Raw genomic sequence first — 23,533 nt, forward strand, 5'->3', positions numbered from 1 at the left:
TTTATTTTTCAGCATAACCGAAAAACAATCATCTTCTTATTTTATCACAAATAGGCTTAGTTCTTCAATTCCAAATGAAGTTCTTTCACTTGACTCGCATCTACTTGGCTAGGGCTTTCTAGCATAGGATCAAAACCAGTTCCATTTTTAGGAAAGGCAATGACCTGACGAATATTTTCTTCACCAGCTAAAATCATGACCAGTCGATCCAAGCCCAGCGCTAAACCACCATGCGGCGGAAAACCATAATCAAGCGCTTCTAAGAAAAATCCAAAGTCACGCTCGTAATCTTCTTTTTCCATACCCAAGAGTTCAAACATGGCTTCTTGACTCTTTCGATCATGAATCCGTAAACTACCGCCCCCAATTTCATAGCCATTAAGGACAATATCATAGGCATGACTTTTGATGGAAGCTAAATCTTCTTGCCCATTTTCAAAAATTCCTTGGGTGAATGGGTGGTGCATAGCCTGATAGCGTCCTTGCTCCTCATTCCACTCTAGCAAAGGCCAATCCAACACCCAGAGAAAGTTTAGCAAGTTCTGGTCAATTAAATCAAGATGTTTTGCCACTTCTAAACGCAAGTGCCCCAAGGCTTCTTGAGCCTGTCTTTTCTTGGCGATGACCAGTAAGAGCAAATCACCGTCTTGCGCTTCAAATCGGTCTATGAAAGCAGCTGCTTCTGCTTCAAAAGTCGAAGCCAAATCCCCTTGAAGTTCACCTGCTTCCACCTTAAGACTAGCAAACCTGCTAGCTCCAAATTCTTTCATTTCCTGATAGAAATGACTGAGCTGCTTCTTCGTGAAAGAATCCGCAGCATTTGGAACACAAATGCCCCATAATTCTTCGTGACGAGCAAAAGCCTGTTTCGGCAAAAGAGAGGAATTATCCTGACAGAGAGCGGTCAGATTTTTCAGTTCCAAACCAAAACGAGTATCTGGCTTATCTGTACCAAAACGGTTCATGGCTTCTTCATAACTGATAGTTTGAAAAGCTTCTGTAAGCTCCAAACCATGAGTTTTCTTGACAACAGCTTTGAGCATGCCTTCAACAAGTATGCGAATGTCTTCTTCACTAGCAAAACTCATTTCCATATCAACCTGAGTAAATTCTGGCTGACGATCCCCCCGTAGGTCTTCATCCCGAAAGCAGCGAACAATTTGATAATAACGCTCCAAGCCAGCTCCCATTAAAAGTTGCTTCAACATTTGCGGACTCTGAGGTAAGGCATAAAATTGATTTTTAAAAACTCGACTAGGAACCAAAAAATCTCTGGCTCCTTCTGGTGTGGATTTCGTCAAATAAGGTGTCTCCACTTCCAGAAAATCCTTACCGTTTAAGTAGTCACGAATTGTGCTGGTTACTTGGTGACGAAGTTTGAGGTTCTCTGTCATCTTACTCCGACGCAAATCCAGATAGCGGTACTTCTGCCGCAACTCTTCTCCTGTATGGGCGTGCTGATCAAGTTCAAAAGGAAGAGGCTTACTGCTTGCAAGGATTTGAATTGCCTCCGCTCGTAGCTCGACTTGCCCTGACTTGATAGCTTTGTTGACAAAGCGACTTTCTCGCTCGACAACTTCTCCCGTAACAGAGATCACGTCTTCCTTATGTAGATGATCAATTTCCGCAAAAGCCGGGCTATCACCTGCGACAAAAACTTGAAGCAGCCCTTCTCGATCTCGTAGCTCTATAAAAGCCAATTTCCCATGATTTCGGATATTTGCAACCCACCCAGTCGCTGTCATTTTCTGACCAACCTGTTCTAAACCATAGTTTCCAATAAAAACTTCTTTCATGTTTTCTGCCTCTTTCTAAATCCATTTTCAGTTAAATCGTCAACTTGCCGCAAATTACTTATAGAAATCTATGTCCGTAGCTCTAGATACTAAAAGTGTGAAGCATTTTTTGTTTACAGCTTTTGTCCAACGGAAAAAATTGCATCCGCTCCTCTAAGTACTAAAAATTATAAGGAACATCGACCTTACTGCCTAATCTATGTCCACGGCTATAAACGCTAAAGCATTAAGAGCTATGGAAAAACGGCTTTCGTCTGTATAAACAGACGAAAGCCGTGGTACCACTGTTATTCGTTGCATTGCAACCTCTAGCTCGTAACGTGAGCAGACGTTTGTGCTTTGATTCACACAAATTTTTTACAACGATATAATAGTTTTAGACAACATCATCCTTTACCATAAATAGCATAGAAAAACCATTTTATCATTGACAGTATGTTCTTCGGATTTTGCTTCCTTGGTGCTGCTCTCAGCTTTCAGCACTCTCTGTTCAAGTCAACAAGCCTACTCTACTGCTTTTTTACTTTTAAATTGTTATCTATTATAGTCGAACCTAAAACATTTTGCAAGTGGTTTAGAGCAAATTTATGATTTTCTTCTGAAAGAGAAGCCACAGCCGACTCTACCACCTCAATTTGATATCCTAAATTATAGGCATCAATAGCTGTATGGAGAACACAAATATCCGTCAGGACACCTGTCAGAATCACCGTGTCTACTTTTCTTTCTCGCAGGCGAATATCCAAATCTGTTCCTGAAAAAGCAGAATAATGTCGTTTGTCCATCCAAAAGACGCGAGCATCTGCTTTATACTCCTGATAGAAATCCGCCAACGGTCCATAAAGGTTACGTCCACTAGTTCCCTTGATATTGTGTGGCGGAAAAAGTTTACTCTCTGGGTGAAAAATATCCCCTTCATCATGGGCATCAATTGCAAAAAAGATATAATCTCCTCGATCAAAAGCAGCCTTTGTCACCTGTGCAATGGTTTCAGAAATCGCCTGAGCCGGCGCACCTGCTGTTAATTTCCCATCATCCGCTACAAAATCCACCGTATAATCAATCGAAATCAATGCTTTTGTCATCAGTAATCTCTCTTTTTAATCTCTTCAAAGACATCGGGAATAAGGACTTTAAGATAGGTTCCTTTCATTCCTAGAGAACGACTTTCAATAATGCCTGCACTCTCTAGTTTGCGTAGAGCATTGACAATCACTGAGCGAGTAATTCCAATACGATCCGCAATGACCGAAGCTGTCAACTGACCTTCATTGCCATTTAACTCACCCAAAATAGCTGAAACAGCTCGTAATTCTGAATAAGACAGAGTATTCACAGCCATGGTTACAGCTGTTCTGCGGCGAATATTTTTTTCATCTTCTTCTCGTTGGAAGTTGAGCAACTGAATACCAACCACTGTACTTGCAATTTCAACCAAGATCAAATCATCATCATCAAATTCTTTGTCATTGCGCCAAACAATCAAAGTTCCTAAGCGAATCCCTGAAACATGAATAGGCGAAATCGTCGTCAAGCCATCTGGAAATTCATCTTTGGTTTCGACAGGAAAAATTGACAAATCATGATTGACAGGAAGATTGGCTTCTGTGTCGTACATTAAATTCGCTGTGCAAACATATTCTTCTGGGAAGATTCTCGTTTGATAAAATGCTTCCACTCGGTCATTATTCGTCTTGTAGCGCATGAAATACCCCAAAAGACGCCCTTTACTGTTTACAATGCAGGCATTGCAATCCATAATTTCAGCCAACTGCTGGGTAATTGCATTGTAAGGTAATTCATCCTGTAATCGCTCATCTGAACGACGCAAAATAGATGTAATTTTTCGTGTTTTTGCTAATAAGTTTGCCATAATTTACCTCGCATATAATCTTATTGATTATACCATAAAGCGCTTTAATCTTCAACAATTATCTGAAAATTGTTTATTGAGATACAATTGTGCGCAATTAGCTTGGCTAGCCTTCTCACTCCTCCATATTAGCACAAAAAGCTGGGACGAAAGTCTCCAGCTTCATAGCATACTGTGTAATAAATTGCTGACGCAGTAGATGAACGCGTCAGCGATTGTGCGACTCTGTCTCGCTTTCTATTATCTCCGATATTGCCTTAAGAAACGAGTCATTTTCTCTTGGATCTGCGCTAATTCATCTACACGAGGTAGATAAACGATACGAAAATGATCTGGATCTTTCCAGTTAAAACCTCGCCCATGTACCAGTAAAATCTTTTCTTGCTTTAAGAAATCAAGCACGAACTGCTCATCATCGTCCACTCGATACATTTCCCTGTCAATTTTAGGAAAAATGTAAAGCCCTGCTTTAGGTTTGGTTGCTGACAAGCCTGGAATTTCATTGATAGCCTTGTAAATAAAATTCCGTTGCTCATAAATACGACCACCAGGAAGCAACAATTCATCGACTGATTGGTATCCGCCAAGCGACGTTTGTACCACATGCTGAGATAAAACGTTTGAGCACAAACGCATATTGGATAGCATATTCAGCCCTTCAATATAATCTTTCACATGGTATTTAGGGCCAGATAACACCATCCACCCTACACGAAAACCCGCGATACGGTGTGATTTAGACAAGCCGTTCATGCTGACACAAAAGAGGTCAGGAGCCAAACTGGCGATAGCTGTATGCTTCTCACCATCCATCACTAAACGGTCATAAATCTCATCTGCAAAAATAATCAAATTGTTTTGTCGCGCAACTTCAACAAGTTCTTCTAACACTGCCTTAGGATACAAAGCTCCTGTCGGATTGTTTGGATTGATAACGACAATAGCCTTTGTATTAGAGGTAATTTTTGATTTAATGTCATCAATATCTGGATACCAATCTGCCGCTTCATCACAAAGATAATGAACCGCATTTCCCCCAGCTAAACTGACCGCTGCCGTCCAGAGTGGATAATCAGGCATCGGCACCAGCACTTCATCACCATTATCCAGCAAACCTTGCATAGACATGATAATCAGCTCACTGACTCCATTTCCAAGATAAACATCATCAATATCAACATTTGGAATATTCTTCAGCTGACAATATTGCATAATAGCTTTCCGAGCAGAAAAAATCCCTTTTGAGTCCGAATAGCCCTCGCTATCACGCGCATTCATAATCAAGTCATGAATCACCTCATCTGGCGCTGTAAAACCAAATTCGGCAGGATTTCCTGTATTCAAACGGAGGATTTTCTCGCCATTTGCGCGCATTCGCATGGCTTCTTCTAAGACAGGGCCTCGGATATCATAAGCCACATGTTCCAACTTACTGGACTTGTTAAATTCTTTCATCGAACTTTTCCTCATTTCAAAAGAGTCAATTTATTATAACGCAATTTTTCTAAAAAATCTAAAAAACTTCTTGTAAAGTCTGCATGAAAATACTTTACTTTTTTCATGTAAAGGGTTACAATATAACTAAAGAAAGAATGGAGGTATTCCTATGCTACAAAGATATCAAAACATTATGGTTGCTGTCGACGGTTCTCATGAAGCTGAGCTTGCTTTTGAAAAAGGCGTAAATGTGGCGCTGAGAAATAATTCGCGTTTAACAATAGCACATGTTATTGATACACGTGCATTGCAAAGCGTTTCTACATTTGATGCAGAAGTCTATGAAGAATTGCAAGAAGACGCAAAGAAACTCATGGATCAATATGCTGAAAAAGCCAAAGAAGCCGGCGTGGTAAATGTTGTCACAATTGTTGAAATGGGAAATCCGAAAACCCTTCTTGCCACAGATATTCCAGAAGAACAAAAAGTTGATCTCATCATGGTCGGTGCTACTGGGCTCAACGCATTTGAACGGTTACTAGTCGGTTCTTCATCTGAATACATCTTGCGTCACGCAAAAGTTGACTTGCTTGTTGTCCGTGATAAAGAAAAAACATTATAATGCAAAGTTAAAGAGAGATTGGCACAGACCAAGCTCTCTTCTTTTTATTCTTCGTTTTTCGTGCGATTTCGTTGATAAGCTTGAATTTGACGTTCAAGTTCTTTTTTAATAGCTGGCTCTGGTGCATAATTTTCTTCCCAATCATCTGGTTTTAAGATTTTATGAGTGATAGGATCAAAATGCGCTTTGCCATCTGGGAAGAGTTTTCCCATATTCGCTTGATGTACAATTTCAAATAAGCGTTCGGGATCCACTCCCATTAACACAAAACTGCCATAGGTAAAATACAACATATCAATCAGTGCATCTACTTGACCAACGAGAGACATCTCTGCTTTGCTCTTCTTTTGAGCTTTTTTGGCAGCCTTATCTATTGCTTCATGCAAAGATTGAACAGACTGATTGAAAATTTCTTCTGAAGGACTGGCCGCCCGCAAAAATTCCACTAATTCTTCTACCTTGAAGCCTGCACGGTGACGAGCACCTTCTGTTGTCCACAAAATTGGCTCCTCTTGGGTACTTTCGTCCATTGTTCCATGAAATTCTTTGACCTTATTAAAGTGATGATCGCTACTGGTAAAGACTTTTTCACTGGCCAAAATGCCAAAATGTTCCAAAGCCTTATGAATCCCGTCCTGACTATTGCTGCTGGTTGTATGTTTTGCAACTTCTTTCACTCGGCTGGTTCCATTTCCCATGGCAATAGACATGCCAACTCCCGCTAACATCTCAACATCATTATCAGAATCACCAAAAGCCATGACTTGATTGATGTCAAAGCCGTATTCTTTTCCGACCAGCTTAATCCCTTCCAACTTTGACATGCCCTGATTGATAATGTCTGCCGCAAAAGGACTGCTACGAGTAAATTTCAAATTAGGAAAGTCTGCTTCAATAGTTTGTGTTTCTTTCGGTGTTGCCAACATCAATACTTGGTAAATCGGCTCTTGAATAGATTTAAACAAATCATTCTGTTGTTGGGGAAGCGCCTTGCTGATTACATTATTGAAACTTTTATTGACCAAGTGTGTCATCTTTTTCGGAACAAAACGACTGGTCCATTGAGAAAACTTGCTCATGCCAAAACTCATGATTTTTGAGCCAACCACTCCTGATTTTGTTCCAAACGAGATTTCTATTTTATGCTGGCGAGCATACTGAATCAGGTGACGCAAGCTAGTTTTATCAATTGGCTTAGCGGAAATGACTTTATCTTTTGAAAAAATATATTGTCCATTATAGGTCACTGCAAAATCCAAATTCAATTGTTCCATAAAAGATTGGACAAAAAAGGGACCTCTTCCTGTCGCTAAACCAACTAAAATACCTTGCTGTTTTAAACTATGAATCGCTTGTTCTGTGGATTTCAAGACCGTCCGACTATCATTTACTAACGTCCCGTCAATATCAAAAAAGACTGCTTTGATTTCCATTCATTTCTCATCTCTTTCTTTTATGATACAATAATTATAGCATAGATTCAGGAGAAGCTCACTTATGACCAAAAGAATTTTAGTTTTACATACTGGCGGCACTATTTCCATGCAGGCGGACACTACTGGAAAAGTCGTCACAAACGAACACAATCCCATGAACCATGTCACAGTTTCTTTAGAAAGCATTCAAGTGACGGCTCTGGATGTTTTCAATATTCCTAGCCCTCACATGACACCACAGCACATGTTGCAATTGTATCAAAAAATCAAGACAGACGGGAAGCATTTTGACGGGGTTGTCATTACTCATGGAACGGACACTCTGGAAGAAACAGCTTATTTTTTGGATACCATGGAACTTCCAGATATTCCTGTTGTCTTGACCGGTGCCATGCGAAGCTCCAACGAACTAGGAAGTGACGGAGTTTACAATTACTTATCTGCACTTCGTGTAGCAAGTGATGACAAAGCACGCGGAAAAGGCGTTCTGGTGGTTATGAATGATGAAGTCCATGCTGCCAAATACGTGACAAAAACGCATACGACCAATGTCAGCACTTTTCAAACACCAACTCATGGACCACTCGGACTGATTATGAAACAAGAAATTCTCTATTTCAAAACAGCTGAACCACGCGTGCGTTTTCATTTAGATAAACTTTCTGGGTTAGTACCGATTATTCCAGCTTATGCTGGAATAAAAACTGAACTGCTTGATATGCTAGACTTGGAAAAGATAGACGGTCTCATCGTTGAAGCCTTTGGTGCTGGAAATCTGCCACAAGAAGTTGCCCAAAAGCTCAGCCACATGACTGCTTCCGGTCTTCCAATTGCACTTGTATCCCGTTGCTTCAATGGCATTGCAGAACCAGTTTATGCTTATGAAGGAGGTGGCGTGACGCTTCATGAAGCGGGAATCCTGTTTGTGAAAGAACTGAATGCTCCTAAAGCTCGTATCAAGCTACTAATCGCCCTGAATGCTGGACTTCAAGGGCAAGAATTAAAAGACTACATGGAAGGCTAGGTTCTTACATAGATAAAAAGCCTCGAGTGATTCGAAGCTTCTTAGGATATTTTATGTTTAGGAGATTTATGAAAAAAAGTTTTTTAGCTCTTTTATTTTTTAGTTATTTGCCATACATTTCTGATTCCTTTCCTGATTTTTTGAATGTTTTGTTATAATGTACTTTAATGTTTACTGTCATTGGACTTACCTCTTTCTTTTTGATGAATTTAGTATAGCCCGAAAAACTTAAAGCAGGCTTATAGATTTCTTTCAGAAAACTTAATTTAAAAAGGGAGTGGGACAGAACTAAAAATCGAAAATTTTTAGTTCGTAGTCCCACCCCCGCAAGGGTGATTAGGTACTCTTCCAAGCTTGAAAAGCGAATGAAGAGTCCAATCACCTACTGCGTTATTCGTTTATTACTAAATCTAATAGAAGCTGAGAACTTTTGTCTAAGCTTCTTTTTGTTTTATATATGATGATAAACTAAAATCAGTCCAAATAATCCTATTTTTCCAAATGAAGCGCTACAATATGCCAGTCTGCATTCATCTTCCAATCAGGAATGGACACAATTTGACTGGCAACTTTTCTGGCCTCTTCTAAAATCGGATAATCCTCTACAATATCCGCCACCTGAAATTCCGGCAAGCCAGACTGACGAGTGCCAAAGATTTCACCAGAACCACGCATTTTCAAATCTTCCTCAGCTAAGACAAAACCATCAGTCGTTTCCGTCATGATTTTCATGCGTTTCTTGCCAGATTCCGTCTTGGGATTAGCCACGAGAACAGCATAAGACTGCTTATTCCCACGCCCTACTCGGCCACGTAACTGATGAAGCTGACTGAGTCCAAATCGGTCCGCATCCATGATTAGCATGACCGTAGCATTGGGCACATTGACCCCGACTTCAATAACCGTCGTGGAAACCAGAATGTCCGTTTTCCCGTCCTTAAAATCCTGCATAATGATATCTTTTTCATCGCTCTTCATTTTACCATGTAGTAGGGCTACATGAGCCTTGTCACCGAAATACGCCTTCAATTCCTCTTCCAAAGCAATCGCGTTTTTCAGATCCAGCGCTTCTGACTCCTCAATCAAAGGAGAGATGACATAGACCTGAGCGCCTCGTTGCAACTCTTTCCTCAACCAATCCAGAACCACTTCCAGCTGCTCGTGCTTGACCCAACGGGTGATTATTGGCTTACGTCCTGCTGGCATTTGATCAATAATTGACACATCCATATCGCCAAAAGCAGTAATAGCAAGTGTTCTAGGAATGGGCGTTGCAGTCATCATAAGCACATCAGGATTATTTCCTTTTTCTCGCAGAATTCGCCTCTGCCCCACTCCAAAGCGGTGCTGTTCGTCAATAATCACCAGACCGAGCTGATGATATGTCACACTTTCTTGAATCAAAGCATGAGTGCCGACAATCATATCCACCTGACCAGTCTCAATAGTTTCTAATGCCTGTCTGCGTTCTGCGAGCTTCATTCCTCCTGTCAACAGAATTATCTGCAGTTCAGGAAAAAGTTGGCTCAAACTATCAAAATGCTGCTCTGCCAAGATTTCCGTTGGTACCATGAGAGCAGACTGCAAACCAGCTGTATAAGTAGCGTACATAGCTAGGCCTGCAACCACCGTCTTTCCGCTTCCGACATCTCCTTGCAACAGTCGATTCATGTGAGTGGGTGCTTGCATATCCTGTAGAATTTCATCTAGACTTCGCTTCTGGGCAACTGTCAGCTCAAAAGGTAGTAAGGCCAGCTTCTTTTCTAATAAATCACTCCGCCACGGAATGGCTAGTCCTTGACTTGCATTCTTGCTTTCGCTCTTTAAGACCTGTAATTGCATTTGAAAGTAAAAAAGTTCTTCAAACTTGACCCGACGCAAAGCTTGTTTGTACTCTGTTAAGTTTTTTGGGAAATGCATTGCTCGCACAGCCTGACTTCGCTCCACTAATTGATAGCGCTCCAGCAGAACTTGAGGCAGATTTTCTTCTAGCAGTAATTCTAATCCTTGGTCGAAAGCTGTCTTAATGACCTTCACCAAACTAGCTTGACTAATCCCTTGAGCCACCCGATAGACTGGCTGCAAATCATCTTCTACTTGCGCTAGAATTTTCATCCCGGTCAAACTAGCCTTAGCCTTATCCCATTTGCCAAAAATTGCAATGGTTGAACCAACTTCCACCTTGTCTGCTAGATAGGGTTGATTAAAGAAGTTGACTGCAAGTACCACTTCGTCCTGCTTTATGGTAAAACGCAGGCGATTGCGCTTGTAGCCATAGTACTGGACATTTGCTGGCGTGACCACCACCCCTGAGATAACTGCCTTTTCGCCATCTTCCAATTCTAGCACATTCTTACTTTTAAAATCTTCATAGCGAAATGGAAAATAAAGCAGCAAATCTTGCAGACTTTCAATTCCCAGCTTAGTAAATTTTTCAGCAGATTTCGGTCCCACACCCGGCAGAACCGTTAAAGGTTGGTGTAAATTCATAATTCCTCTTTCAGTTCTGTTGCTCAAGAGTTTGTAAAAGCAGATTGGAGCAACCATGCTAAAAATAGCTTTCTAGGATTTTCCAACTGCTTTTAATTTCAATTAATCTTTATAAATTCTAGGCACACGGTCACTAATCAAGCAAACCACCTCGTAGTTAATTGTTCCTCGTTTTTCTGCTACATCTGTTGCAGAAATAACCTCTTTGCCACTTTCACCAATAAGGACAACTGGTGTTCCAATAGAGTAAGACTGAGGTAAACGAACGGTAATCTGATCCATAGACACTCGCCCAACAATGGGACAAGCCTGTCCGTCAATCAAAACATTAAAGCCTTGCATATCTCGCGTCCAACCGTCCGCATATCCCAGTGGAATCGTTCCAATATACTGCGAATTTTCACTTGTATAAGTAGCTCCGTATCCCACATCTGCCCCTGCTTCTAATTGCTTGACATGAACCAATTCTGAAACTAGAGAAAGAGCCGACTTCATTTCATAAGGAAGCTGCAAGGTACGACCGCTAGGATTGAGACCATAGATAATATCTCCCAGACGCACCGCATTCATCACGGCATCTGCGTGCCAAAGAGTCGTTGCAGAATTACTAGCGTGAACAATCGGTGGAACGGTTTCTAATTGCCCTAAAATTTCTTCAAAACGTGCCAACTGTGCGTCAAATTTATGCGTATCTACTTCATCAGCTGTTGCAAAATGAGTGAAGATGCCTTCTACCTGAGCACCTGCTTTTTCCAAACGATGAATGGCTTCTTGAGCGTCTTGACTATCTCGAAAACCAATCCGCCCCATTCCAGAATCAATTTTTATGTGAACAACCAAACCAGCTACATCTATATTTGACTGCAAGAGCAAATCAATCCATTCTAAACTAGCAACCGTATAAGTAATCTTGTATTTAATTGCCAACGAAACAGACTGGATAGCTGACACTCCTAATACTAAAATTTTTTTCGTAATGCCGGCATCACGTAACTCTACAGCTTCATCAATATTGGAAACACAAAAGCCATCCACAATTGGCTCAATATATCGCGTAACAGCAACTGCACCGTGACCATAGGCGTCCGCCTTGACCACAGCCCATTTTTCCACATTGTTTGGAATGTGGGTAGCAATTTGCTTAATATTAAAAGCAATCGCAGTCAAATCAATAACTGCCTTAGTAGGTCGATGATGACTCGTTTTCATGATGTTCCTCCAAAATAACACTAGCTGTAACAATATTACCTGCATGGCTGAGCGACACCCAGACCTTGCCAGAAAAAGGCGACTTGGTAAAAATAGGCGCTCCCTTTTCATTGTTTAAAATTTCTAAATCCTGAAAAGTGACACAACCGATACCAGTCCCCCACGCTTTAGAAAAAGCCTCTTTAGCAGACCAACGCCCCGCCAAATATTCTATTTTTCGCTTGCCAGAGAGTTCCTCAAACCGCGCAAATTCTGCAGCTGTCAAAACTTTCTTGGCAAAGCGAGCATTTTTTTCGTAAACTTTTTGAATAGAGGAAATTTCCTCTATATCAATACCATGTCCTTTAATCATCTTTTTAAAAAGAGGCTGGGACAAACGTGTTCCAGACTCGGTTACTTTCTAAAATAAACTTTAATGCGTTGATACCATCAGATTTTACAGTTCCACTGCCCATCTTTTTTATTTTTCATTTTTAGATAGGGTAGTATAAATTTCCTTGACTAGTCTGACTGTATTATCCCAACCCAAACAAGGGTCTGTAATGGATTTCCCAAACACTTCAGGCTCATTTTGACGACCGTCTTCTAAGTAAGACTCGATCATAAAGCCACGTACAACTTTTTTGATTTTGTCATTCCAGTCACGATTGATTAGGGTTTGACGGACAATCCGCACCTGCTCTAAATACTGTTTACCAGAATTATCATGATTGGTATCGATGATGATAAAAGGATTTTCCAAGCCCATTTTTTCATATTGGTCAATCGTATCTAGTAAATTATCGTAGTAATAATTTGGAATGTTCTTTCCATATTCATCAAGCCCGCCACGCAGAATGGCATGTGCCAAAGAATTTCCTGAAGTCTCCACTTCCTTACCAGCAAACAAGAAACTTTGCTTGTTTTGTGCTGCGTAAATCCCATTAAACATGACATTGAGATTGCCAGACGTAGGATTTTTCAAACCGGTCGCAACATCAGCCCCACTAGCGACAAAACGGTGTTGCTGTTCTTCCACAGAACGCGCCCCAACAGCCATATAAGAAATCAAATCATCTACTAACGGAAGATTTTCTGGATACAGCATTTCATCAGCTGTCGTCATCCCTGTTTCAGTAATAACACGATAGTGCAAATTGCGAACTGCTTTAATGCCATTGATTAAGCTGGGTGCAGCTTTGGCATTTGGCTGATGAATCAAGCCTTTATAGCCATCACCATTGGTTCGAGGTTTTGCCGTATAAACACGCATCACCATGAAAATACGGTCTTTTACCTCTTCTTGGAGGGCAGATAAGCGCTTTGCATATTCTAGGACAGCCGCTTCATTGTCAGAAGAACACGGACCGATGACCAATAAAATTCGGTCATCTTCTCCACGAATAATCGCGTTTAACTCACGATCTCGTGCTTCTTTTCTGGCTAAAGCTTCTCCCTCTAATTTCGATAGATTGCGAACTTTTGCTACGTCAATTGGCTGACTAGTTGCTGTAAATGTCATAATCTCCCTCTCTTTACACTACTTATCTGTGGCGTCCGTGACAATTTTTGAATTTCTTCCCTGAACCACATGGACACAAGTCATTGCGCTTCACTTTTGTCAAATCAATATCGCTCGGTAAGCCTGATTTTTGTGCTGCAATATTGCGTGTTGCTGTTGTACTGATGTGGTGTTCCGTACGTGGACGTTCTTGCTCGTGAATTTGAGCTTTCATCATCAGACGTGTCACATCAAACTCGATAGAACCAATCATATCATTAAACATGCGGAAACTTTCTGATTGGTATTCAACGACTGGATTATTTTGTGCATAACCTCGAAGTCCTACAGCATTCCGAAGCTGATCCAAGGCATCAATGTGATCTGTCCATTTATTATCTACAACGCGCAAAATTAGAACTTTTTGGAATTCTCTGACGGACTCTTCATCGCGAAGTTTTGCTACTTGACTATCATAAACTTCCAAGGCACGTTTGTATAAGTCAGCCTTGATGTCTTCATCAGACAAACCTTCTAAATCTGAGATTTCAATAGAATCTTCTGGTACAAGATTATATTTTACAAAATTAACAATTGCTTCTAACTTTTCATCTTGTTCTGCGCGACTGTTGCCATCTACAAAACGATTGATCGTCCGCTTCATCATAGCATGAATTTCTGGTGCCAAATCACGATCAGCCGTAATGACATCATAACGTTGTGCATAGATAATCTCGCGTTGCTCACGCATAACATCATCGTATTGAAGGACTTGTTTACGTGTATCGTAGTTATTCCCCTCAACACGTTTTTGCGCCCCTTCCACTTGACGAGTGAACATTTTGGACTTAATGACCGACTCTTCTTCACTCATTTTGAAACGTTCCATAACTGCTTTGATCCGTTCTGAACCAAAACGACGCATGAGCTCATCTTCGAGTGACAGATAGAATTGTGACTCACCAGGATCTCCTTGACGACCTGAACGACCACGAAGCTGATTATCAATCCGACGACTTTCATGTCGTTCTGTACCAATAACACAAAGTCCACCAAGCTCACGAACACCTTCACCCAGCTTAATATCTGTACCACGCCCAGCCATATTGGTTGCAATCGTTACAGCGCCACGTTGACCAGCATTCATGATGATTTGCGCTTCTTTATAGTGATTCTTCGCATTCAATACTTCATGCGGCACGCCAGCTTCTACTAGTTTCTTAGAAATATAATCACTTGTTTCAACTGCGACCGTCCCTACAAGCACAGGTTGTCCTTTTTCATGACGAGCTTTCACATCTTGAACGACTGCTTTAAATTTCGATTCGATACTTGGATAAAGAAGGTCTGGATGATCGATACGAGCCACCGGACGATTTGTCGGAATCGGAATAACTCGAATATTATAGGTTTCGCGGAATTCTTCTTCCTCTGTCTTGGCTGTCCCTGTCATACCTGACAACTTCTTATACATACGGAATAGATTTTGGTAAGTGATAGAAGCCGAAGTCTTCGTTTCATCTTGAATCGGCACACCTTCTTTGGCTTCAATAGCTTGGTGAAGTCCATCTGAATAGCGACGACCTTCCATTGTACGACCTGTAAATTGGTCCACAATCAAAATTTCTTGTTCTTCACTAACCACATAGTCAATGTCCAAAAGCATAATATAATTTGCACGAAGAGCATTGTCAACAAAGTGTGTGAGTGCTACATTTTCAATATCATACAAATTTTCAAGCTTGAAGTAGCTTTCTGCTTTATCAATCCCTGAATCAGAAAGTCCAATGGTTTTAGACTGAACATCAATAATGTAATCATCTTTGTTTAGTGATTTCACAAAGCTATCTGCCATGTGATAAAGCTGGTTCGTATCAGAAGAAGTTGGTCCTGAGACAATCAAAGGCGTACGAGCTTCGTCAATCAAAATGGAGTCTACCTCATCGACCAAAGCATAGTTCAGTGGACGTTGCACCATGTTTTCAGCACGCACTACCATATTGTCACGCAAATAGTCAAAACCAATCTCTGCATTCGTTGAATATGTAATATCGCAATCGTAGGCTTCTTTTTTCTCTTCGGATGACTTTGCAGCAAGGTTAATTCCAACAGAGAGACCCAACCAAGAGTACAGTTCTCCCATTTCAGTTGCGTCACGCTCTGTCAGGTATTCATTTACTGTGACAACGTGTACACCTTCACCAGATAAAGCATTCAGATAAACCGGCATGGTCGCTGTCAGGGTTTTTCCTTCCCCTGTACGCATTTCTGGCACATCTCCATGGTGTAAGACAATCCCTCCCATAATCTGTACGGGGTAAGGGAAGAGTCCTAACACGCGCTTTGCACCTTCACGAACAACCGCAAAAGCCTCATAAAGCAAGTCATCTAATGACTCGCCATTTTGATACCGTTGCTTAAATTCATCCGTCTTTGCTTTCAAAGCTTCATCTGACAAAGCAGCCATTTCATCTTCATACGCCATGACTTTCTTTGCCATTTTTTCTAATTTTCTTAATTCACCTTTATCATTTTCAATAATTGTTCTTAAAATATTCGCCATTTCTTTCCTTACTTGTAATAATTCTTATTTTAAAATGTTCTTTTCATTATAGCATTTTTCACTATATCTTTCAAGAAAATAAAAGGATAAAAACGGCAGTTCCATTCAAAACTGCCGTTTTATGTTCTTACTCTTTTAAGTGATAAGAATAACTGGCTACAACGACATTTTCATGCCATCTGAGGAAATATTTCAGCTTCAAGCTCATTTGATTGTGCAGCATATTTTGCCAGCTATTATTTGGGATAAATTGCGGTACCAGCACCGTCACGGTATAACCTTTCTTCTGCGCACCACGAGCGATTTTTGTCACATATTGCACAGTTGGTTTGATAATATTGCGGTAGCTCGTTTGGACATTTGTGAATTGAATATCTGGAAAATATTGTTTAAATTCACTGGCTACTTCTTCATCTTTTTCTTGTGTTTCTTTGGTAGATACGTGCATAGCAATCACTTCATCACCAATACTACGGGCATAATTCATCGCACCGACGCTAACACGTGTGACATTCCCAACAAGAACCAAAACCAGATTTCCTGCATAGTCCACGCGTTCAATTTCTTCATTCAAGCGCAGTTGTTTAGCAACGTTGTTATAATGATTTTTAATTGTTAAGAAAATCCAAAGTAAAACAATAATAATCGGGAAGAACGGCCAAATATCTCGCAAACGGAAAAGCAGCAAAATCGCTACAATGGTGTAACAAATAGCAGCACCCAAAATATTCGCTACCGAATATTTTAAGAAATGTTTCCCATGTTGCTTGCGCCAATGCACAACCATTCCCGTTTGAGAAAGAGCAAAAGGCACAAATACACCAATAGTATAAAGCGGAATGAGCCGCTCAGTATTCCCATTGAAAATCAACAAGAGAAGAATAGCACCGATAGCTAAAGTCAGAATCCCATTTGAATAACCAAGGCGTGCTCCTTTTTCCATATACATATGTGGCATATATTTATTTTTTGCCATATTGTAGGATAACATAGGAAAGGCCGAAAAGCCTGTATTAGCCGCTACAGCAAGGATGAGAGCTGTTGACAGTTGGAAAATATAAAAGAGAAGCTGCCCAATAGGTGAATTTCCCAAAATAGCTTGCGCCATTTGAGCGAGCGTTGTAACACCTTTTGCCGGAACGATGCCAATCCAGTAGTTTAAAAAAGTAATACCAGCAAACATGAAACCTAAAATGGCTGCCATAATTGCCAATGTTTTCGCTGCATTTTCAGCTTTTGGTGTTTTGAAAAATGGTACAGAATTTGAAACAGCTTCCACACCTGTCAAAGAAGCTGAACCACTTGTGAAGGCGCGCAACAGAAGCACTAAGCTGACACCTGAAATAGATTTCCCAATCGGAGCTGTAGCATGGTAGGATAAATTCCCCAGTAATAATTGCAATAAACCAAAGCCAATCAAGAAAACGGTACTTGCGATGAACAAATAAACTGGTATCATCAGAGAAACTGCAGATTCTCGCAATCCGCGTAAGTTCATTAACATTAAAGCCAACACTAAAACAATCGAAATGTGCAAATTGTACGGATGCAAAGCAGGAATTGCTGACGTAATCGCATCCGCTCCAGAAGAAACAGATACCGCTACCGTCAACATATAGTCAACCAGCAGGCTGCCACCTGAAATCAAACCAGCTTTAGGGGATAGATTTTCCGTTGTAACCATATAAGCCCCACCGCCTTGTGGGTAAGCATGAATCACCTGACGATATGAAATGGTTAAACTAGCCAGCAAAATCAACACCACAATCCCAATTGGTAACGACCACCAAATTGCACCCGCTGATACAGATACCAAAACCAAAACAACTTGTTCAGGACCATAGGCAATCGAAGACAGAGCATCGCTTGACAGCATAGCCAAGGCTTGCAGTTTTGTTAATAAGTTTCCTTCTTCTCCCTCGTCGCTTGATTTCAAAGGTCGACCAATAAAAATATTCTTCAACTTGGAAAACATCTTTTTCTCCTAAATTTTTCAATATCAGCCATTATAACGCTTTTCTGAAATACTATCAATATTTTCTGAAAATGACATCATTTTTTAATATAACTGATAATTTCTGCATGAATAAGAGAGCAAAATAGACTGTAATCATTGCTTAGAAATCATCTGTAAAAAAATAGACAAACTAATGAACCACTGCATCATGATGCTTTAGACTTATAATTTTAAAGAGGTTACGGACTTTTCCCTAACCTCTGATTTTCTATATAAAAGATATTATGGATGACTAACAATCATTTCAAGGTCTTGCCCTTCAAAAGTCCACGCTTTCACGTCGCTTGGTAAGATGAAATGATCTCCTTTTGCGATTGGATACTTTTCTCCATCTACAGTTAGCACACCTTGCCCTGCCAACACACTTACAAGTGAATAAGCAGCTGTTTTCTCAATATTCACTTTTCCCGACACTTCCCATTTGTAAACGGCAAAGAAATCACTAGCTACTAGAAGCGTCGACGTCAAATCATCTGCTTTCACCGTAACTGGGCGGCTATTGGCTGGAGCACCGATATTGAGCACATCAATGGACTTTTCTAAATGCAGCTCGCGCAGATTGCCTTTAGCATCTTTTCGGTCAAAGTCGTAGACACGATAGGTGGTGTCGCTAGACTGTTGCGTTTCTAAAATCAAAATACCTGAGCCAATCGCATGCATAGTACCGCTTGGAACATAGAAGAAATCTCCAGCCTTGACTGGCACCTTGGTTAATAGCTTGTCCCATTCTTTCTTTTCAATCTGCTGGCGCAACTCTTCTCGCGACTTGGCATTGTGTCCATAGATGATTTCTGCTCCTTCATCCGCAGCAATCACATACCAGCACTCCGTTTTTCCTAATTCTCCTTCGTGCTCCATAGCATAACGATCATCTGGGTGAACCTGAACACTGAGCCAATCATTGGCATCCAAGATTTTGGTTAAAAGCGGAAAAACAGGCTCACTGCTGTTACCAAACAACTCTCGGTGTTCTGCATAGAGCTGATCCAAACCCATGCCAGCAAAACGGCCATTTTTAATCGTTGATACACCATGTGGGTGAGCCGAAATCGCCCAGTATTCACCTACTTTGTTACTGGGAATTTCATAGCCAAATTCATCTCGTAATTTCGTTCCACCCCAGATTTTTTCCTGCATAACAGATTGTAAAAATAATGGTTCTGACATCATTTCCTCCTTTAATATTGCACAAATGACTTAAATATTTTTAACATCTAAAAGGGAATAGCCTCTCGTGTCAAAGCGATTGCGGCTTTTCGAATACTCAATTGGACGTCCAGTTTCCAGATAAACAACTTGCTCCACCTGCAAAATCGGATCGTCATTTTGACAGTCTAAATACGTTTTATCATATTCATCTGGCTTTTCAGCTGTGATATGGCGGTAACTTCCAGCAAATTTTAAGTTTAATTCATCCCATAAATAAGCATAGATAGACTGAAGCAAAATGCTCTCATCCAATCCTGGCACCAAGTCACACGGCATATAGGTGTGTTCCAACACATAAGGTTGCTCATCAAGCAGACGCAATCGTATAATTTTATAAACCGGTGCCGTTACTTCCACTTGCAGGCGCTCTGCAATCTCAGCTTCTGGAAATTCAACTGCAAATTGAATAATCTGGCTCGTTAATTTTCGCTCATCATTTTTTAAATCTTGACTCAAGCCATTGTAGTTATTCAAGCGAAATTTTGAATCTTCTTTATCCCAAAAGGAGGAATTTAACACTCTCGTTCCATTTCCTTGTTTAGAAAAAATGAGTCCTTCAATGGTTAAAATCTCAACGGCCTTTTTGATGGTCATTCGGCTGACGCCAAATTCTTTTGATAATTCGGACTGAATAGGCAACATGGAGTCTACTGGGTAGACTCCACTTGCAATTCTATCTCGAAGTATATTGGCGATTTCTTCGTATTTAGGCATAAGATAGCTCCTGCAAATCTGTCTTTCATCTCATTATAATACAGAATCAGGTTGTTTGTCCAGCATACGAAGGAATGGATACCAGATAAATCCAACAATCACCATATCCACCAACTGAAGAATACCTCCTAAAATGGAATTGGTTGCCAGCATTCCACTAAAGAAGACCGGAACTGTCCAAGGAACGGATACTCCTGTCGGCGCTGGCACAAGCCCTACTGCCATCACAATATAGTTAAAAGCTGTTACAACAATCGGTGCTAAAACCCATGGAATCAAAATAGTTGCATTTAAAACGATCGGAAGCCCCAAAATCACGGGTTCATTGACATTAAAGATTCCTGCACCAAGCGCAAGTCGGCCAACATCTTTATACATTGTCTTTTTCAGAACAAAGGCCATAATAATTACCACAGCCAAGGTCATACCAGACCCACCCAAGCCAACAGTAAATGTTTCCATAAATGGTTTAGAAATAATATGGGGTAAATGTTTTCCTGCTTGATAAGCTTCTAAATTGTCCAACATCAATGTATTCCAAATCGGGTCCATCACAGAATTAACAAGAATTTGTCCATGAAGTCCAAAGAACCATAAAAATTGAACAAAGAAGATTGCAACTAAAGTTGCCCAGATACTGCTTCCCAAACCAACCAATGGTGTTTGAACAACCTTATAAATAATATCATGAAGATTGGCATTGAAAAATCCTGTCAAGCCAGCATTGACAAACAAGAATACTGACAGGGTCAATACAGCAGGAATCAGAGCCGCAAACGACTTGGCTACTGCAGGCGGAACGCTGTCTGGCATTTTAATCTGCCAACCTTTTTTTCGTTGCACGGCAGTAGATTTCCGCTGCTAAAAATGCAACCAGCATGCCAAGGAACATCCCTTTTGCCCCTAAACGGTCTAAACTCAAGACGCCTGAAATTGTTTCACCTTTTTCTGACATGGTATAAAAAGGTGTCAAGAGAAGAAAACTAGAAAAGGAAACAGCTCCTCCAAAGATTCCCTCTACATCATAAGATTTTGATAAATAATAGCCAATACCAAACGTTACAAATACTGTCATAATAGACATTGTTGCACTTTGACCGCTACCAAACAGATTAGATAAAGTTGCTTTCGTTGCATCATTAAAAAATGGCAAATTGTTAAATACTACTACGATTGAGCCAAACATCGTTAATGGAAAGGAGAGCATAAAAGCATCCCGTAAAACAGCCAAATAACGATTGGAAGCGATTTTGTTTGCCAATGGCAACAACTTATCACCGATTTGATCTAGAAACTTGTTCATCAATCTTCCCTCTTTTTCTTTTTTGATACTCTAACTATACTATATTTTTTATTAAATGTCTATACTTTTTGTATAAAAGATTGACTTTTTTTCTAAAAAGTATAGAATTGTATTATAGAGAATTTTTTAAAGGAGAAAATATATGACATTTCTAACATTTCCAAAGGGATTTTTCTGGGGAACTGCTTCCAGCGGTCCGCAAACAGAAGGCCGATTTGAAGGCGATGGAAAAGGAGAGAATATCTGGGACTATTGGTACAGCAAAGAACCCGAAAAATTCTTCAATCACATTGGACCGGATAAAGCTTCCTACAATTATCAGTATTACAAAGAAGATGTGCAATTGATGAAAGCAACAGGGCATAATTCTTTCCGTACTTCTATCCAATGGAGTCGCCTAATCCCTGAAGGCGTTGGTGCTGTTAATCCAAAAGCTGTTGATTTTTACAACTCATTCATCGATGAACTGATTGCAAATGGTATTGAACCATTTATCAACTTGTATCATTTTGACATGCCAATGGCACTGCAAGAAAAAGGCGGTTGGCTCAATCGGGAAACGGTTGATGCTTATGTAAATTTCGCAACAACCTGCTTTGAGTTATTTGGCGACCGTGTCAAATATTGGTTTACCCATAACGAGCCAATTGTCCCTGTTGAAGGTGGCTACCTTTATAACTTCCATTATCCCAACGAAGTCAATATGAAACACGCTGTTCAAGTGGCTTTTCACGAAATGCTAGCAAGCAGCTTAGTTGTCAAAGCCTATCATGAAAGCCAAGACGGAAAAATCGGAATCATTCTTAACTTAACTCCAAGCTATCCGCGTGATGAAAACAATCCCGAAGATGTCAAAGCTGCTCAAATTGCGGATGCTTTCTTTAACCGCTCTTTCCTAGATCCTGCTATTAAGGGCGAATATCCTGCTGATTTAATCGCTCTTATCAAGGGATTAGACATGGTGCCAGAACACACAAGTGAGGATTTGCAGACCATTAAAGAAAATACCATTGATTTACTTGGTGTCAATTATTACCAGCCACGTCGGGTTAAAGCAAAAGAAAATCCTGCTGACAAAGACCCACAGAATCCTATGCCAGATGATTTCTTTGACTACTACGATATGCCGAATAAAAAAATGAACCCTTATCGCGGTTGGGAAATCTATGAAAAAGGGATTTACGATATTATGATTAACGTTCGTGATAACTACGGTAACATTCCTTGCTATGTCTCAGAAAACGGGATGGGCGTTAAAGGTGAGGAGCGCTATATCAATGCCAATGGTCAAATCGAGGACGATTACCGTATTGACTTTATCAAAGATCATCTCCGTTACCTTCATCAAGCAATTGAAGAAGGAGCTAACTGCCTTGGTTATCATCTCTGGACCTGTATGGACAATTGGTCTTGGTGCAATGCCTATAAAAATCGCTATGGTCTCATTGCCGTTGACCTTGATAAGAAAGGCAAACGAACGATTAAAAAATCAGGTTATTTCTTCAAAGAGCTATCTGACAAAAATGGTTTTGAAGATTAGATTTAGCAAAACTCCCCAAGATATCGGAACCCTTGGGGAGTTTAAGTTAACTGAAAAACAAAAAATAAACCTATAACATGTAACTAGTTCGCACAATGCTATAAGTTTATTCTTAGGAGGTTTATAAATAAATTATTTTTCTTCTAGCTTTTTATATAATTCCAACATCTCTAACGCCACTTCACGTAATGTCATCGTTGTCATCAAATGGTCTTGTGCATGAACCATGATAATCTCGATCTTAATCTCAACACCACTTGCATAATCTTGCAACAATTTCGTTTGTGCGTGATGCGCTTCAACCAACTCTGTATTCGCAGCTTCCAATTTTTGAGAGGCTTCATCGTAGTGACCAAGACGCATCGCTGCAAATGCTTCGTGTACTGTTGCACGCGCCGTTCCACTATGAAGAATGATTTCAAATGCTGCTACTTGTAATTCTTCTGTATTCATAAAACCCTCTTTATAGATTGTCCGTTACCACTTTGGCTAAGGCTGCGACTCCTGTTGGGATTGGAACGTAGGCTTGAGGCGGTATTTGAACAATTGGACGTCCAACTTTTTCACCGAGGTCAGCAAATTGTTTGAAATACATCCTTGTTTGAGGACTAATTAAATAAAGATCAAACGCTGCAGATTCAATCACTTTATTTCCTTCTGTTGCTCCAATTGCTTCAACGGTAATATCTTGTCCTTGACCTTGAAGGTATTCAGTTGTCTTTTTTGCCATAAGAGAGGAAGACATTCCTGCCGCACAGATAATTAACGCTTTTGCCATGAAAATTCTCCTTAAAATATTGTATATGAGGTAAATTTTAAT

Annotated in this window: 18 protein-coding genes and 1 pseudogene; 3 read left to right on the top strand and 16 right to left on the bottom strand. The window is 40.3% G+C overall.

Features of this window, described 5'->3' with window-relative positions; genetic code table 11:
- Nucleotides 1-56 precede the first annotated feature (56 nt).
- The 4 genes from aspS to FQ204_RS04350 form a co-directional block, all read right to left on the bottom strand.
- Complete coding sequence (gene aspS, locus FQ204_RS04335; RefSeq protein WP_144209065.1) at nt 57-1,796, bottom strand: aspartate--tRNA ligase; 1,740 nt, start codon at nt 1,794-1,796, stop codon at nt 57-59.
- Between the two features lie 509 nt (nt 1,797-2,305).
- On the bottom strand, nt 2,306-2,881 hold the full coding sequence (locus FQ204_RS04340; protein ID WP_144209067.1) for a cysteine hydrolase family protein: 576 nt from the start codon (nt 2,879-2,881) through the stop codon (nt 2,306-2,308).
- The gene (gene codY, locus FQ204_RS04345; protein WP_144209069.1) at nt 2,881-3,669 is read right to left on the bottom strand and encodes a GTP-sensing pleiotropic transcriptional regulator CodY; all 789 of its coding nucleotides are present in this window, start codon (nt 3,667-3,669) and stop codon (nt 2,881-2,883) included. The genes FQ204_RS04340 and codY overlap by 1 nt, the downstream gene beginning before the upstream one ends.
- Nucleotides 3,670-3,909: 240 nt before the next feature.
- The gene (locus tag FQ204_RS04350) at nt 3,910-5,124 is read right to left on the bottom strand and encodes a pyridoxal phosphate-dependent aminotransferase (RefSeq protein ID WP_144209072.1); all 1,215 of its coding nucleotides are present in this window, start codon (nt 5,122-5,124) and stop codon (nt 3,910-3,912) included.
- Nucleotides 5,125-5,275: 151 nt separating this feature from the next.
- Here FQ204_RS04350 and FQ204_RS04355 point away from each other — a divergent pair, with 151 nt between their 5' ends.
- Nucleotides 5,276-5,728, top strand: coding sequence for a universal stress protein (locus tag FQ204_RS04355; RefSeq protein ID WP_144209075.1), 453 nt, complete (start codon nt 5,276-5,278; stop codon nt 5,726-5,728).
- A gap of 44 nt (nt 5,729-5,772) precedes the next feature.
- On the opposite strand, the gene FQ204_RS04360 is transcribed toward FQ204_RS04355, so the two are convergent.
- The gene (locus tag FQ204_RS04360; RefSeq protein ID WP_144209078.1) at nt 5,773-7,161 is read right to left on the bottom strand and encodes a Cof-type HAD-IIB family hydrolase; all 1,389 of its coding nucleotides are present in this window, start codon (nt 7,159-7,161) and stop codon (nt 5,773-5,775) included.
- A 64-nt stretch (nt 7,162-7,225) separates the two neighbouring features.
- On the opposite strand from FQ204_RS04360, the gene FQ204_RS04365 reads away from it, so the two are divergent.
- Entirely contained in the window at nt 7,226-8,188 is a 963-nt protein-coding gene (locus FQ204_RS04365) for an asparaginase (RefSeq protein ID WP_144209081.1), read from the top strand.
- Between the two features lie 489 nt (nt 8,189-8,677).
- Here the strand turns inward: FQ204_RS04365 and recG are convergent, their stop codons facing one another.
- The 9 genes and pseudogenes from recG to celB all read right to left on the bottom strand — a co-directional run bounded on the left by recG (nt 8,678) and on the right by celB (nt 21,173).
- Nucleotides 8,678-10,678: an ATP-dependent DNA helicase RecG gene (gene recG / locus FQ204_RS04370; protein WP_144209084.1), complete on the bottom strand. Its 2,001-nt coding sequence runs from the start codon at nt 10,676-10,678 to the stop codon at nt 8,678-8,680.
- A 102-nt stretch (nt 10,679-10,780) separates the two neighbouring features.
- Nucleotides 10,781-11,887 carry an alanine racemase gene (alr, locus tag FQ204_RS04375; protein ID WP_186286695.1) on the bottom strand — a complete coding sequence of 369 codons (1,107 nt, stop codon included), beginning with the start codon at nt 11,885-11,887 and terminating at the stop codon, nt 10,781-10,783.
- Complete coding sequence (acpS, locus tag FQ204_RS04380; RefSeq protein WP_144209087.1) at nt 11,859-12,239, bottom strand: holo-ACP synthase; 381 nt, start codon at nt 12,237-12,239, stop codon at nt 11,859-11,861. The genes alr and acpS overlap by 29 nt, the downstream gene beginning before the upstream one ends.
- 108 nt (nt 12,240-12,347) lie before the next feature.
- On the bottom strand, nt 12,348-13,388 hold the full coding sequence (locus FQ204_RS04385; RefSeq protein WP_144209090.1) for a 3-deoxy-7-phosphoheptulonate synthase: 1,041 nt from the start codon (nt 13,386-13,388) through the stop codon (nt 12,348-12,350).
- Nucleotides 13,389-13,410: 22 nt separating this feature from the next.
- Nucleotides 13,411-15,930, bottom strand: coding sequence for a preprotein translocase subunit SecA (secA, locus tag FQ204_RS04390; RefSeq protein WP_144209093.1), 2,520 nt, complete (start codon nt 15,928-15,930; stop codon nt 13,411-13,413).
- Between the two features lie 127 nt (nt 15,931-16,057).
- On the bottom strand, nt 16,058-17,905 hold the full coding sequence (locus FQ204_RS04395; RefSeq protein WP_144209096.1) for an APC family permease: 1,848 nt from the start codon (nt 17,903-17,905) through the stop codon (nt 16,058-16,060).
- 264 nt (nt 17,906-18,169) lie between these two features.
- Nucleotides 18,170-19,114 carry a mannose-6-phosphate isomerase, class I gene (manA, locus tag FQ204_RS04400; protein ID WP_144209099.1) on the bottom strand — a complete coding sequence of 315 codons (945 nt, stop codon included), beginning with the start codon at nt 19,112-19,114 and terminating at the stop codon, nt 18,170-18,172.
- A gap of 30 nt (nt 19,115-19,144) precedes the next feature.
- Nucleotides 19,145-19,870 carry a GntR family transcriptional regulator gene (locus FQ204_RS04405; protein ID WP_144209102.1) on the bottom strand — a complete coding sequence of 242 codons (726 nt, stop codon included), beginning with the start codon at nt 19,868-19,870 and terminating at the stop codon, nt 19,145-19,147.
- Nucleotides 19,871-19,903: 33 nt separating this feature from the next.
- Nucleotides 19,904-21,173: pseudogene (celB, locus tag FQ204_RS04410) on the bottom strand (PTS cellobiose transporter subunit IIC).
- A gap of 142 nt (nt 21,174-21,315) precedes the next feature.
- On the opposite strand from celB, the gene FQ204_RS04415 reads away from it, so the two are divergent.
- Nucleotides 21,316-22,713 carry a glycoside hydrolase family 1 protein gene (locus FQ204_RS04415; protein WP_144209105.1) on the top strand — a complete coding sequence of 466 codons (1,398 nt, stop codon included), beginning with the start codon at nt 21,316-21,318 and terminating at the stop codon, nt 22,711-22,713.
- A 132-nt stretch (nt 22,714-22,845) separates the two neighbouring features.
- Here the strand turns inward: FQ204_RS04415 and FQ204_RS04420 are convergent, their stop codons facing one another.
- Nucleotides 22,846-23,166 carry a PTS cellobiose transporter subunit IIA gene (locus FQ204_RS04420; RefSeq protein ID WP_021002019.1) on the bottom strand — a complete coding sequence of 107 codons (321 nt, stop codon included), beginning with the start codon at nt 23,164-23,166 and terminating at the stop codon, nt 22,846-22,848.
- Nucleotides 23,167-23,176: 10 nt separating this feature from the next.
- A complete protein-coding gene (locus FQ204_RS04425; protein ID WP_144209108.1) occupies nt 23,177-23,491 on the bottom strand; it encodes a PTS cellobiose transporter subunit IIB in 315 nt (104 codons plus the stop codon).
- Nucleotides 23,492-23,533 lie beyond the last annotated feature (42 nt).

This window comes from Streptococcus constellatus (genome assembly GCF_902167705.1).
GTDB lineage: Bacteria > Bacillota > Bacilli > Lactobacillales > Streptococcaceae > Streptococcus > Streptococcus constellatus_A.

Bases quoted from the DNA above. Each gene is read 5' to 3' on its own strand.
- aspS (WP_144209065.1), bottom strand. From the start codon at position 1,796: ATGAAAGAAGTTTTTATTGGAAACTATGGTTTAGAACAGGTTGGTCAG.
- FQ204_RS04340 (WP_144209067.1), bottom strand. From the start codon at position 2,881: ATGACAAAAGCATTGATTTCGATTGATTATACGGTGGATTTTGTAGCG.
- codY (WP_144209069.1), bottom strand. From the start codon at position 3,669: ATGGCAAACTTATTAGCAAAAACACGAAAAATTACATCTATTTTGCGT.
- FQ204_RS04350 (WP_144209072.1), bottom strand. From the start codon at position 5,124: ATGAAAGAATTTAACAAGTCCAGTAAGTTGGAACATGTGGCTTATGAT.
- FQ204_RS04355 (WP_144209075.1), top strand. From the start codon at position 5,276: ATGCTACAAAGATATCAAAACATTATGGTTGCTGTCGACGGTTCTCAT.
- FQ204_RS04360 (WP_144209078.1), bottom strand. From the start codon at position 7,161: ATGGAAATCAAAGCAGTCTTTTTTGATATTGACGGGACGTTAGTAAAT.
- FQ204_RS04365 (WP_144209081.1), top strand. From the start codon at position 7,226: ATGACCAAAAGAATTTTAGTTTTACATACTGGCGGCACTATTTCCATG.
- recG (WP_144209084.1), bottom strand. From the start codon at position 10,678: ATGAATTTACACCAACCTTTAACGGTTCTGCCGGGTGTGGGACCGAAA.
- alr (WP_186286695.1), bottom strand. From the start codon at position 11,887: ATGAAAACGAGTCATCATCGACCTACTAAGGCAGTTATTGATTTGACT.
- acpS (WP_144209087.1), bottom strand. From the start codon at position 12,239: ATGATTAAAGGACATGGTATTGATATAGAGGAAATTTCCTCTATTCAA.
- FQ204_RS04385 (WP_144209090.1), bottom strand. From the start codon at position 13,388: ATGACATTTACAGCAACTAGTCAGCCAATTGACGTAGCAAAAGTTCGC.
- secA (WP_144209093.1), bottom strand. From the start codon at position 15,930: ATGGCGAATATTTTAAGAACAATTATTGAAAATGATAAAGGTGAATTA.
- FQ204_RS04395 (WP_144209096.1), bottom strand. From the start codon at position 17,905: ATGTTTTCCAAGTTGAAGAATATTTTTATTGGTCGACCTTTGAAATCA.
- manA (WP_144209099.1), bottom strand. From the start codon at position 19,114: ATGTCAGAACCATTATTTTTACAATCTGTTATGCAGGAAAAAATCTGG.
- FQ204_RS04405 (WP_144209102.1), bottom strand. From the start codon at position 19,870: ATGCCTAAATACGAAGAAATCGCCAATATACTTCGAGATAGAATTGCA.
- FQ204_RS04415 (WP_144209105.1), top strand. From the start codon at position 21,316: ATGACATTTCTAACATTTCCAAAGGGATTTTTCTGGGGAACTGCTTCC.
- FQ204_RS04420 (WP_021002019.1), bottom strand. From the start codon at position 23,166: ATGAATACAGAAGAATTACAAGTAGCAGCATTTGAAATCATTCTTCAT.
- FQ204_RS04425 (WP_144209108.1), bottom strand. From the start codon at position 23,491: ATGGCAAAAGCGTTAATTATCTGTGCGGCAGGAATGTCTTCCTCTCTT.